General features: G+C 68.1%; 10 protein-coding genes. 6 read left to right on the top strand and 4 right to left on the bottom strand.

The features are described from left to right. The first annotated feature begins 160 nt into the window (after positions 1-160). The gene (locus JTE92_RS00345) at positions 161-1,198 is read left to right on the top strand and encodes an AI-2E family transporter (RefSeq protein WP_063237710.1); all 1,038 of its coding nucleotides are present in this window, start codon (positions 161-163) and stop codon (positions 1,196-1,198) included. Positions 1,199-1,248: 50 nt separating this feature from the next. Here JTE92_RS00345 and JTE92_RS00340 read toward each other — a convergent pair whose 3' ends face one another. Continuing rightward, positions 1,249-1,974 (bottom strand): FadR/GntR family transcriptional regulator, encoded by a 726-nt coding sequence (locus tag JTE92_RS00340; RefSeq protein WP_232353398.1) that lies wholly within the window; start codon positions 1,972-1,974, stop codon positions 1,249-1,251. A 131-nt stretch (positions 1,975-2,105) separates the two neighbouring features. Between JTE92_RS00340 and JTE92_RS00335 the strand changes: the two genes are divergently transcribed. From JTE92_RS00335 to JTE92_RS00320, 4 genes are all read left to right on the top strand, one after another. After that, positions 2,106-2,888, top strand: coding sequence for a (Fe-S)-binding protein (locus tag JTE92_RS00335; RefSeq protein WP_063237709.1), 783 nt, complete (start codon positions 2,106-2,108; stop codon positions 2,886-2,888). After that, a complete protein-coding gene (locus JTE92_RS00330; RefSeq protein ID WP_063237708.1) occupies positions 2,885-3,622 on the top strand; it encodes a LutC/YkgG family protein in 738 nt (245 codons plus the stop codon). The genes JTE92_RS00335 and JTE92_RS00330 overlap by 4 nt, the downstream gene beginning before the upstream one ends. Further along, positions 3,619-5,064, top strand: coding sequence for a LutB/LldF family L-lactate oxidation iron-sulfur protein (locus JTE92_RS00325; protein ID WP_063237707.1), 1,446 nt, complete (start codon positions 3,619-3,621; stop codon positions 5,062-5,064). Before JTE92_RS00330 ends, JTE92_RS00325 begins: the two co-directional genes overlap by 4 nt. A gap of 244 nt (positions 5,065-5,308) precedes the next feature. Then, complete coding sequence (locus JTE92_RS00320; protein WP_063237706.1) at positions 5,309-7,009, top strand: lactate permease LctP family transporter; 1,701 nt, start codon at positions 5,309-5,311, stop codon at positions 7,007-7,009. Positions 7,010-7,106: 97 nt separating this feature from the next. On the opposite strand, the gene JTE92_RS00315 is transcribed toward JTE92_RS00320, so the two are convergent. From JTE92_RS00315 to JTE92_RS00305, 3 genes are all read right to left on the bottom strand, one after another. Then, complete coding sequence (locus JTE92_RS00315; protein ID WP_063237705.1) at positions 7,107-8,246, bottom strand: CaiB/BaiF CoA transferase family protein; 1,140 nt, start codon at positions 8,244-8,246, stop codon at positions 7,107-7,109. Between the two features lie 17 nt (positions 8,247-8,263). Then, positions 8,264-9,238, bottom strand: coding sequence for a Bug family tripartite tricarboxylate transporter substrate binding protein (locus JTE92_RS00310; protein ID WP_063237704.1), 975 nt, complete (start codon positions 9,236-9,238; stop codon positions 8,264-8,266). 219 nt (positions 9,239-9,457) lie between these two features. Continuing rightward, complete coding sequence (locus JTE92_RS00305) at positions 9,458-11,257, bottom strand: acyl-CoA dehydrogenase family protein (protein WP_063237703.1); 1,800 nt, start codon at positions 11,255-11,257, stop codon at positions 9,458-9,460. 132 nt (positions 11,258-11,389) lie between these two features. On the opposite strand from JTE92_RS00305, the gene JTE92_RS00300 reads away from it, so the two are divergent. After that, the gene (locus JTE92_RS00300) at positions 11,390-12,325 is read left to right on the top strand and encodes a LysR family transcriptional regulator (RefSeq protein ID WP_063237702.1); all 936 of its coding nucleotides are present in this window, start codon (positions 11,390-11,392) and stop codon (positions 12,323-12,325) included. Positions 12,326-12,720: the final 395 nt, after the last annotated feature.

Below are 12,720 nucleotides of genomic sequence, written 5' to 3'. Positions count from 1 at the left end.
CATGCAAGGCTGGTGAGCCCACGGCATTGCACTGACTTTCCCTAATCCGCAACTTAGCCGCACTCGCTGCAGCCGGTAACCTCTTGCCCAAACTACCCTACCACGCTGACAATCGAGCGCCGGGCCACCCACAGCAAGCCCGTCAAGCCGGAGACCACAAATGAAAGACCCCGACCCGACCAACGTCCCGCGCCTTCTGCCGGCCGCGTGGTACAGCGTCGGTGCCGTCGCCTATGTCCTGACTGCCCTGGCGCTCTGGACCGCCCTCCAGGCGAACCTGGTGGCGGCCTTGCTGTCCGGGCTGCTGCTGTACTCCCTGGTGGATGTGCTGGCGCCTCGGCTGAAGCGGCTGAACCAGCGGCACGATGCGCTGGCGGTGGCGATCCTGTCGGCGCTGATCCTGCTCGGGCTGTCGCTGGCCGGCTGGTTGCTGGTGCGCTTTGTCAGCGGAGATGGCAATACGCTGGACGGATTGCTGAATCATGTCGCGGACATTATCGACCAGTCGCGCGGGCAGTTGCCACCGTGGCTCAGCGACGCGCTGCCTAACGGGGTGGACGAGCTGGCCACGGCGCTGATCGAAGCGCTGCGCGCGCATGCGGCCATGGCGCAGAAGCTGGGGGCGGAGGTGTTGCGCACGCTGGTGCATATCCTGATCGGCCTGGTGATCGGCGCGATGGTGGCGCTTTACCGCGCAGTGTCGCGGCCGAACCGCCGGCCGCTGGCGGCCGCGCTGGTGGCGCGGGCGCGCACGCTCCAGCAGGCGTTCTCGCAGTTCATCTTTGCCCAGATCCAGATCTCGACGATCAATACCCTGCTGACGGCGCTTTACCTGCTGCTGGTGCTGCCGCTGTTCGGCGTGCACCTGCCCCTGTCGAAGACACTGGTGGTCATCACCTTCGTGGCCGGCTTGCTGCCGGTGCTGGGCAACCTGATTTCCAATACCGCCATCGTGGTGGCATCCCTGTCGATATCGCTGCCGATCGCGGTGGGTTCGCTGGTGTTCCTGGTGGTGATCCACAAGCTGGAGTATTTCCTGAACGCCCGCATCATCGGCGCCCGCATCCAGGCGGCGGCGTGGGAGCTGCTGGTCGTGATGCTGCTGATGGAGACGCTGTTCGGCATCCCCGGCGTGATCGCAGGGCCGATCTTCTATGCCTACCTGAAGCGGGAACTGGCCGGAGCCGGCCTGATATGACCTCGGCGCCATGGCGGGCCGTGGTCGGACCAATTGCCAATTGCGCGCATTCAGCTCCCGTCCTGCCCGACCCGGCTGCGCACGAAGTCGATATGCGTCTGCATGGCAGTGCGCGCTTCTTCCGGCCGGCGCGCGCAGATCGCATCACATAGCGTGCGGTGCTGCAGCAATAACAGTTCCGAGGCGCTGTCGTCCTGCTCGCGCAGTCCGGTGCCGTTGATGGTGATGTGTTCGCGCAGCATGCCGATCACGCTGGTATGCAAGTGCAGGAACATGGTGTTGTGCGAGGCCAGCGCGATGGCGTCATGCAGGCGCGCATCGGCATCGGCCTCGGCTTCCTTGTCGTCGGCGGCGCGGGCGCGTTCGAGTTCGTCCATCAGGGAACGGATGCGCTCGACATCGGCGGCGTCGGCGCGCAGCGCGGCGAAATAGGCGGTCGCGCCTTCCAGCACGCGGCGGAACTCCAGGATGTCGTCGCGCAGCGCGGGATGGTCGGCCACCAGCTGGCCCCAGGGCGACGCGATGCCGGCGCGCAGCTGGTCGGTGGCATAGACGCCCGCGCCGCGCCGGCTTTGCAGCAGGCCGCGCGCGGCCAGGCGCTGGATCGCTTCGCGCACGGTGTTGCGCGCCACCGCGTACTGCTCCGCCAGCACGCGCTCGGCCGGCAGCCGCGTGCCCGGCGGCCAGGTGCCGTCGAGCAGCGCGGTTTCCATCTGGCGCATGACCGCTTCCACCAGCCCGCGGTTGCGCCCGCTCCTTTGTGCCGCAACCGTCATGCCGTCCGCCCCCGCTCCACAGTCGCCCCGCCGACTGGTCCAACCAATTTGAACTGCCGCTCGGAAGCGGGAATTATGCGCCCAAATGTGCGACGCCAAGCAGCGCAACCCCAGCACATCCGGAGCGAGACATGAAGGATCGTCAGTACCCCAGCGGCCCTGCCCCCACGCAGGCCTACCTCTTTGCCACCTGCCTGGTCGACCTGTTCGTGCCGCAGGCGGGGCTCGACGCCGTGCGGCTGCTCGAGCGCGAAGGCCTCACCGTACATTTTCCGCGTGCGCAGAGCTGCTGTGGCCAGCCGGCCTACAGCAGCGGCAATCCCGACGCCGCGCGAGCGGTCGCCCGCGCGCAGCTGGACCTGTTCAGCCAGCCGTGGCCGGTGGTCGTGCCGTCCGGGTCATGCGCCGGCATGATGCGCCACCACTGGCCGCAATTGTTCGCCGACGATCCCGTGGCAGGCCCGAAGGCGCGCGCGCTGGCCGAGCGGATCTACGAGCTGGGCGAATTCCTGCTGCACGTGCTCCATGTCGATTTCCACGACGCCATGCCGCCGGGCCAGGCGCCCGAGCGGATCGTGCTGCATACCTCCTGCGGCGCGCGCCGCGAAATGGGTACGCGCCAGCATGGCGTGGCGCTGGTCGACGCATTGCCGGGCGTGACCCGCGTCGAGCATCAGCGCGAGTCGGAATGCTGCGGCTTCGGCGGCACGTTCTCACTCAAGCATCCCGATATCTCCGGCGCGATGGTGCGCGACAAGGTTGCGTCCGCCTGCGCCACCGGCTGCGGGCGGCTGGTGTCGGCCGACTGCGGCTGCCTGCTCAATATCGGCCACACCGCCGCGCATGACGGCGCGCCGCTGCAGGTCGAGCACCTGGCCAGCTTCCTGTGGCGCCGTACCGGAGGTGCCGCATGAGCACGCCCGGCGCCCGCGAACGCATGCTCGGCCGGCTGCGCGCCGCCGCCCCTGCGCCCGCCTCTTCCACCGCTGAACTGGATCGCCGCATCGATGGCCATTTCGAGGCACGCCGGCACGATGCCCCGAGCGTCGACGAGTTGGTCGATGCAATGCGCACCGCACTGGAAGCCTCGCACGCGGAAGTCTGGTGCGCCGATGAACAAGCATGGCCGGCATTGCTGGCCACGGCGCTGGCCCAGGCCGGCGTCCGGCGCTTGCTGCTCGATCCCGCGAGCCGCGCCGGCGCGGCGCTGGCTGCCGCGCTGCCGCCGCAGGTCAAGGCCATCGGCTATGAGCGCCCCATCGAAGCCTGGAAAGCGGAGCTGTTCGACACCGTCGACGCCGGCTTTACCGTGGCGCGCTCGGGCATTGCCGCCACCGGCACGCTGATCGTTGCGCCGGATGCCGGTTCGCCGCGCACGGTATCGCTGGTGCCGCCGCTGCACGTGGCGCTGGTGCGCGCATCGACGCTGCACCAGGACCTGCACATGGCCGCGCGCGCCGAACGCTGGCGCGACGGCATGCCGACCAACCTGGTAATGATCTCGGGCCCGTCCAAGACCTCCGATATCCAGCAGACGCTGGCCTACGGTGCGCACGGACCGCGCCGGCTGTGGGTCGTCATCGTGGGGGACATCGACAAGCTGGACATCGACAAGCTGGACATCGACAACAAGGAGGCCGTGCAATGAGCCAGAGCACGCTGCATTTCGTCGCGCCGCAAGACTTCAAGGCGCGCGCGCGCGAGGCGCTGGACGATCCCAAACTGCGCCAGAGCTTTCGCGGCGCGATGGACTTCCTGCAGGGCAAGCGGCAGGCGCAGTTTCCCGACGCCGATGAACTGGAGCGGCTGCGCGATCTGGGCGAAGCGGTACGCCAGCATGCGCTCGCCAACCTGCCGGACCTGCTGGTGCAGCTGGAGGAGAAGCTCGGCGCCGCCGGTGTGCAGGTCCACTGGGCCGAGACCGCCGACGAGGCCAACCGCATCATCCACGGCATCGCGGCAGCAAGGCAGGCCAGGCGCGTGATCAAGGGCAAGTCGATGGCCAGCGAGGAGATCGAGCTGAACCATTACCTGGCCGAGCGCGGCGTGGACTGCATCGAGTCGGACATGGGCGAGTACATCGTCCAGCTGGCGGGCGAGAAGCCGTCGCATATCGTGATGCCGGCGATCCACAAGACCAAGGGCGACATCGCCGCGCTGTTCGAGCGGCATATTCCCGACACGCCCTATACCGAGGACGTCGACGCGCTGATCCAGACCGGCCGCCGCGCGCTGCGGCAGGCGTTCGTCGGCGCCGATATCGGCCTGTCCGGCGTCAACTTCGCCGCGGCGGACACCGGCACCCTGTGGCTGGTCGAAAACGAGGGCAACGGCCGGCTTTCCACCACGGTCCCCGATGTGCATATCGCCATCATGGGCATGGAAAAGGTGGTGGCGAAGCTCGAGCACATCGTGCCGCTGTCGAGCCTGCTGACGCGCTCGGCCACCGGGCAGGCGATCACCACGTATTTCAACCTCATCTCCGGCCCGCGCCGCGACGGCGAGCGCGACGGGCCGCACGAGGTGCACCTGGTACTGCTCGACAACGGCCGCACGCAGGCCTATGCCGACGCGCAGCTGCGCGCCACGCTGCAGTGCATCCGGTGCGGCGCATGCATGAACCACTGCCCGGTCTATACGCGCATCGGCGGCCATGCCTATGGCACGACCTATCCCGGTCCGATCGGCAAGATCATCTCGCCCCATTTGCTGGGACTCGAAGCCACTGCGGACCTGCCCACCGCATCGAGCCTGTGCGGCGCCTGCGGCGAGGTCTGCCCGGTGCGCATCCCGATCCCGCAATTGCTGGTGCGCCTGCGTACCGAGGCCAACCGCGATCCGGAGGAACGGGTGGCCAATCCGCTGCGCGGGCAAGGCGCGAAGTACAGCAAGGGCGAGCACCTGGTGTGGCGCTTCTGGAGCGGGGCGTATTCGCACCCGGCCACTTACCGGATGTTCCGCTGGGCGGCCACGCGGCTGCGTGCGCTGGCGCCGTCGAAGCAGATGGGATGGACGCAGCATCGCACGCCGCTGAAGCCGGCGGCGAAGAGCCTGGCGGATCTGCTCAAGGAGAAGGGGCAGCCGGAGTAGGCGCTGCCCTGACCTTGCCAGCTGTCGATTGTGTGCTCCCTCTCCCGCTTGCGGGAGAGGGTTGGGGTGAGGGCGGGTGCATCCACGGAGTTTGGCGCCGTTGCATAGCGAGCGCCTGCCCTCACCCCCTGCCCCTCTCCCGCAAGCGGGAGAGGGGAGCAAACCAGCGAGCATGCCAAGGCTCGCCGCGTTCACCAGAACTACAAAGGTTTTCCCGAAACATCACTGAAGCAGGAGACTAACCGTGCAACCCTGGACCCAACTCTATACGCCGCTAGGCAGCCTGTGGCTGTCGGCGCTGGCGGCGGCCATTCCCATCCTGTTCTTCTTCATCGCGCTGGCCGTGTGGCGCATGAAGGGTCATGTCGCCGCCGCGGTCACGCTGCTGCTGGCGCTCGGCGTGGCGATCTTCGCCTACGGCATGCCGGTGCAGCAGGCGCTGGCCGCGGCCGGCTTCGGCTTTGCCTACGGGCTGTGGCCGATCGCATGGATCATCGTGACCGCGGTGTTCCTCTACAAGATCGTGGTCAAGACCGGCCAGTTCGACATCATCCGCGCCTCGGTGCTGGCGATCACCGACGACCAGCGCCTGCAGATGCTGCTGATCGGCTTTGCCTTCGGCGCTTTCCTGGAAGGCGCGGCAGGCTTCGGCGCGCCGGTGGCGATCACCGCCGCGCTGCTGGTCGGCCTGGGCTTCAATCCGCTGTATGCCGCCGGGCTGTGCCTGATCGCCAATACCGCGCCGGTGGCGTTTGGCGCGATGGGTATTCCCATCATCGTGGCCGGACAGGTCACGGGCATCGATCCCTTCCTGATCGGCGCCATGGCCGGCCGCCAGCTGCCGCTGCTGTCGCTGCTGGTGCCTTTCTGGCTGGTGTTCATGATGGACGGCGCCAAGGGCGTGCGCGAGACCTGGCCGGCGGCGCTGGTGTGCGGCGGCAGCTTTGCCGTGACGCAGTACTTCACTTCCAACCATATCGGGCCGGAACTGCCGGATATCACCTCGGCGCTGGTCAGCCTGGTGTCGCTGGCGGCGTTCCTGAAGGTGTGGCAGCCGCGCAGTGCATCGCAACGCGCGGGCGGTACGGTTAGCGGCGGCACCGTGGCGCTGGGCGGCTTCGGCGGCGGTTTTGGCGCCGCCCCGGTAAGCCGCAAGGCATCGCCCTACACGCTGGCGCAGACACTGCGCGCCTGGGCACCGTTCGGCATCCTGACGGCGATCGTCACGGTATGGAGCCTGCAGCCGTTCAAGGCGCTGTTCGCCGCCAACGGCGCGCTGGCGGGCACGGTGCTGAAGTTCAAGGTGCCGGGGCTGGACCAGATGGTGATCAAGGCCGCGCCGATCGTGGCCACGCCCAAGGCCTATGACGCCGTGCTGAAGCTGGACCTGCTGTCCGCCGTGGGCACCGCGATCCTGCTGACCGCGCTGATCTCGGCCGTGCTGCTGCGCATGAAGCCGCGCGACCTGGTTGTTACCTTCGGCGAGACGCTGGTGGAACTGGCGCGCCCGGTGCTGTCGATCGGGCTGGTGCTGGCCTTTGCCTTCGTCGCGAACTACTCCGGCATGTCCTCGACGCTGGCACTGCTGCTGGCCGGCACCGGGGCCGCGTTCCCGTTCTTCTCGCCGTTCCTCGGCTGGCTGGGCGTGTTCCTGACCGGATCGGATACGTCGTCCAACGCGCTGTTCTGCGCGCTGCAGAACACCACCGCGCACCAGATCGGCGTGTCCGACACCCTGATGGTGGCGGCCAACACCACTGGCGGCGTGACCGCCAAGATGATCTCGCCGCAATCGATCGCGGTGGCGTGCGCGGCGACGGGGCTGGTGGGCAAGGAGTCGGAGCTGTTCCGGTTTACCGTCAAGCACAGCTTGTTGTTTGCGGTGATCATCGGGGTGATCACGATGGTGCAGGCTTACTGGCTGCCGGGGATGATTCCTGGCTGAGTTGGCATCTGCCTGGGTGGGCGGTTCTGCGAGCGCCCGCCCTCTCCCCCAACCCCTCTCCCGCAAGCGGGAGAGGGGCGCCAGCAATCGGCAGCGCTCAGGCTGCGCCGACGTTGCGCGGCAGGAATTCCTCTCCCTCGGTCAACGGCGCATGCCGGTACGTCGCCGGCGTGCGGCTCAGCTTGACCGGCGCGCCCAGCCCCTGGTAGCCGCCTTCCATTTCCACCACCATCTCGCGATGCAACGTGTGCGGATGCTGCAGGGCATCGGCCACCGACAGCACCGGTGCGCACGGCACGCCCGCGGCAACCAGCGTGTCGGCCAGCGTCTTGCCATCGTGCTTGCGCAGGTGCGCCTCCAGCTCGGCCTTCAGCGCCACGCGGTTCACCGACCGCGCGCCGGCGGTGGCATAGCGTTCGTCTTCTGCCAGTGCCGGCACCTCCAGGTGTTCGCACAGGATGCGGAACTGCCGGTCATTGCCGACCGCGAGAAAGATCGGGTCGGTGGCAGTGGCCACGGTATCGTACGGGTAGATGTTCGGATGCGCGTTACCGGTACGCTGCGGGGTCTTGCCGCTCATGAACCAGTTGGCCGCATGCGGATGCAGCAGCGACAGGCCGGAGTCATACAGCGCCGCCTCGACAAACTGCCCGCGCCCGCTGCGCGCGCGTTCCTGCAGCGCCAGCAACACGCCGATCGCGGCATTGAGCCCGGTGACCATGTCGACCACCGGCAAACCCACGCGCAGCGCGTCGCCATCGGCTTCGCCGTTGATGCTCATGATGCCGGACATGGCCTGGATCGCCGCATCGTAACCGGGCAGGCCACCGAGCGGGCCATCCGCGCCGAAGCCCGACACGCGGCAATGCACCAGCCCCGGGAAGCGCTCCGACAGTATGTCATAGCCCAAGCCCCATTTCTCCATCGTGCCGGTCTTGAAGTTCTCGACCAGCACGTCGGCCTCGGCCAGCAGCGCCAGCAGGACTTCGCGCCCGCCTGCCGTGGTCAGGTCCAGCCGCATCACCCGCTTGTTACGGTTCAGGCCAAAGTAGTAGGACGCCACGCCGTCCTTGAACGGCGGCCCCCAGGTACGGGTGTCGTCGCCTTGCGGCGGTTCGATCTTGAGCACGTCGGCACCGTGGTCGCCGAGGATCTGGCCGCAGTACGGGCCGCCCAGGATGCGCGACAGGTCGACCACGCGGATGCCGGCGAGCGCGCCGGGGCTGGATTGCGTCATGGCGGTCTCCTTGCTGCTCAGTCGAGTTGGGCGCCGGATTTCTGCACCACGGCGCGCCACTTGCTGACTTCGGCCTTGACGAAGCCGCCGAGCTGCTCGGGCGTGGTCGACGGCGCGAACTCCAGGCCCTGCGCCAGCAAGGTCTTGCGCACCTCCGGCTGCTTGAGGGCATCGGCGAAGGCGCGGTTGAGCTTGCCGATCACTTCCGGCGGCGTGCCGGCGGGTGCGACCACGCCGAAGAACACCGATACGTCGAAGCCGGGCACGCCCTGCTCGGCCACCGTCGGCACGTCGGGCAGCGCCTGCGAGCGCGCCTTGGTGGTCACGCCCAGCGGACGCACCTTGCCGCTCTTGATGAAGGGCATCGCCGTCAGCACGTCGGTGAAGGTCATGCTCACCTGGCCACCCAGCAGGTCGTTCAGCGCCGGGCCGGTGCCCTTGTAGGGGATGTGCTGGAAGTCGGTGCCGGTGACGTTGTTGAACAGCACGCCGGCCAGGTGCGACGACGCGCCATTGCCGGACGAGGCATAGGTCAGCTTGCCCGGATGCGCCTTGCCATAGGCGATCAGCTCGCTGACGTTCCTGGCCGGCACCGACGGGTTGACCACCAGCACGTTGGGCAGCTGGCCGATCTGGATCACGGGCGCAAAGCTCTTGATCGGGTCGTAGTTGATCTTGCGGTACAGGCTGACATTGATCGCCAGCGGCGCCGAGGTGCCGAACATCAGCGTGTAGCCGTCGGGCTCGGCGCGCGCCACGGCTTCCGCGCCGATGTTGCCGCCGGCGCCGGCGCGGTTTTCCACCACCACCGGCTGGCCCAGGCTGCTCTTGAGCGCGGCCGCGAGCGTGCGCGCCATGGCATCCGTGGGGCCGCCGGGCGGATAGGTGACCACCATCATGATCGGCTTGGTCGGAAATTCCTTCTGGGCGAAGGCGGGGGCAATGCAAAGGGAGCAGGCGGCGATGGCCGCTACGCGGTGCCAGAGTTTCATGGCGTTGTCTCCTGGTGTAGGACGTCTCCCGCGGGGTAAACGGGATGGTTGGGGCGTCTTGGGTTGGGGGTGCTCCCTCTCCCGCTTGCGGGAGAGGGTTGGGGTGAGGGCGGGAGCATCAACGAAGCGAGGCGTCTCGGTATGCCACCGCCTGCCCTCACCCCCGGCCCCTCTCCCGCTGGCGGGAGAGGGGAGCAAACAATCGGGATGGATACGGCGTCAGAACACGTTCACGTCGGCGACCGCGCCTGCTGCGCGCACCACGCCGTCAGCAGGGGGCGCCACCGTTTCGGCCAGCCATTCCGGCTCGGTGCTTGCCGCCAGCGGATCCTGCGGCAGCACGCGGTGGCGCAGCACCAGTTGCGCCAGGCGCATGCGGCGCACCGAGCCGATGCGGCCGGCTTCCCACGCCATCGCCGTGGCAGTGGTGACGTGGTACAGCGCCGAAGCCGCCTGGCGCGCCAGCAGGTCGCCGTCGGCGCCGGCTTCGGCGGCGTGCGCGGCCAGCTTCGCGGCGGCGGCGATGGCGCCTTCGAACGTGGCCCGCGCGCCGGCATGCATCGGCGTATCGGCCAGCAGCCCGGCCAGGTGTGCCTGCAGCACCGGCAGCGCGCCTTCGCGGCGGATCGCGCGCAGCACGTCGAGCGCGACGATATTGCTGGTGCCTTCCCAGATCGAGCCGAGGTGGGCGTCGCGCACCAGGCGCGGGTCGCTCCATTCCTCGATATAGCCGCAGCCGCCGCGGATCTCCATGGCGTCGCCGGTGACCTTGCGCGCGTCGCGGCAGGCGCGGAACTTGATCAGCGGGGTCAGGATGCGCATCAGCGGATAGGCGTCGGCCTCGCCGGCATCGGCGCGGCGCAGCGCCTCGGCGGTCTGGAACACCATGGTGCGCGCCTGCTCGGTGGGCAGCGTCAGCTTGAGCAGCTGGCGGCGCATCAGCGGCATGTCCTCCAGGCGCTTGCCGAAGGCGCGGCGCTCATGCGCAATGAACAGGCCCTCGGTCAGCGCGCGGCGCATCAGGCCGGCGGCGCGCACGCCGTTGGACAGGCGCGAGTTGTTGATCATGTCGGCCATCTGCACGAAGCCGCGGCCCGGTTCGCCGACGAGATAAGCCTGCGCACCTTCCAGCCGGATCTCGCCGCTGGCCATCGAGCGCGTGCCGAGCTTGTCCTTGAGCCGGATGATGCGGTAGTGGTTGTCGCTGCCGTCGGCCAGCTTGCGCGGCAGCAGGAACAGCGACACGCCCTTGTGGCCGGGGACGGCGTTGCCGGCCTCGTCTTCCACGCGCGCCAGCACCATCGCCAGCGCGGCATCGGGGTTGGAGCAGAACCACTTGTCGCCGTGCAGGCGCCAGCCGCCCTCGGCACCGGCATCGCGCACCGCGCGCGTGGCGGTGGCGGCCACGTCGGAGCCGGCGCCCTGCTCGGTCATGAACATCGCGCCCTGGTACAGGTCTTCGAACACCTGCGTGGTCAGGTTGGGCAGGAATTTTTCGACCAGTGCCGGATCGCCGAACTTGCGCAGCGTGCGCGTCAGCGAGTCGGTCATCGACAGCGGGCAACACAGGCCGAACTCGGCTTGCACGAACAGATAGGTAAGCGCGTACTTCGCCGCCGGCGGCATGGGCTTGTCCCAGCCGAGCACGCCGCCGCGGTGCGAGGCGGCGGCCAGCCCGAATTCGGCGAAGGCCACGCGCTCCATTTCCACATAGGCGGGATGCTTGTCGATGCGCTGCGCGTCGACGCCGCTGCGGGTGCGGTAGCTCAGCGTCGGGGGGTTCTGGTCAGCCACGGCGGCCAGTTCGTCGAGCACGCCGCCAGCCAGCGCGCCCATGCGCTCGAGGTGCGGCAGCAGGTGGTTGAACAGGTCCGCCGGCAGGTAGAGCGGCAGCAGTGCACGCAACTCGGGATCGGCGGCGAGCAGGCTGCCGCCCTGGCGGTCGGGTACCGGATGAGCGGCGGCGGGGCTGTCGGGCTGGACGTGAGGTGCGGTATCGCGCACGGCGCTGGTCGGCATGTGTGGTCTCCTTGGCGGGTGGACCGGCGTGGCTGACGAACACGCTGCGGCCCTTTGATCTGCATTATTCAAACCCTAAGGATTTGCGTCTAATTCTAAAATTGGCTCGATCCATATAATTTTTGTATCGCCATGGAATTCCGTCACCTGCGCTATTTCCTTGTGCTGGCCGAGGAACTGCACTTCGGCCGGGCTGCGCGCCGGCTCGCCATTTCGCAGCCGCCGCTGTCGCTGAACATCCAGCAGCTCGAAGCCTCGGTCGGCGCCCGGCTGTTCGACCGCGACAGCCGCGGCGTGCGCCTGACCGCGGCCGGACGCGCCTTTCGCGAATCGGCCACGGCATTGCTGGCGCAGGCCGAGGCGGCGCGGCAGCTGGCGCGCGAGATCGAAGCGGGCGCCATCGGCCGGCTGCGGGTGGGCTTTGTCGGCTCGATGCTGTATCGCGGCCTGCCACAGACCCTGCGGGGCTTCGAGGCGGCTTACCCTGGCATCCAGGTGGCGCTGACCGAACTGAACTCGCAGGAGCAGATCGATGCGCTGCTGCACGACGAGCTCGACGCGGCCTTTATCCACACCGGCCGCGTGCCCGACTCGCTGCAGGCAACGCGCGTGCACGCCGAACCGTTCGTCTGCTGCCTGCCGGCGGACCACCCCCTCGCGGCGCAGCCGGAGCTGGCGCTGGCGGACCTGCGCGGCGAGGCCTTCGTGCTGTTCTCGCGCAAGGCGTCGCCGGATTACTACAGCCGTATCTTCGATATGTGCGCGGCCCAGGGCTTTTACCCGCAGATCCGGCACGAAGTGCGCCACTGGCTCTCGGTGGTGTCGCTGGTCTCGCAGGGCATGGGCGTGGCCGTGGTACCGGCGGCGTTGGCGCGCTCGGGCATGGCAGGCGCGGCGTTCCGGCCGCTGGCGGGCACGGCGGTGCGCTCCGAAGTCTATTGCGTGTGGAAGACGGCACCCGACCATCCCGCCCGCGACAACTTTGTGGCGATGGTGGCCGCGCAGGCGGCGTCGAAAAAGGCGGTTCGACAAGAAAAAGCCACCGGCACCGTGGCCGATGGCTTGTGAAGTACGCGTGGAACGGGGTGTTCAGCGTGCTTGCAGCTTAACTCCGCAGGCTTGCGGCATCCAATAACGCAAATGCAGTAATTGCATGCTGCTGCATGAAACCTGTTGCATTAGGTTTTGGAAAGCCGAACTCCAAATGCCGGCGGCAACCATGTACGAATGCCGCCGGCATATGTGTGCCGCCGCGCTGACATGCGGCCGCCAGCCCCTAATCTTGTCCCTTCGGGGCACGCGCCTTCAACGGTTATGATTCGCCTCCTGCCGCGCTGGCGCGGCGGCTGGCGTGCCCGCCACTTGTAGGGCATCGTCATGCCCTATTTGCGATACAATGAAAACGATTTTCATTTACGTACCCGGCGAGGTCATGCCGGCCGCACCACGGCCGCGTTGGACGA

The organism is Cupriavidus oxalaticus (assembly GCF_016894385.1).
Taxonomy (GTDB): domain Bacteria; phylum Pseudomonadota; class Gammaproteobacteria; order Burkholderiales; family Burkholderiaceae; genus Cupriavidus; species Cupriavidus oxalaticus.
This window is presented reverse-complemented; position numbering and strand designations above follow the sequence as displayed.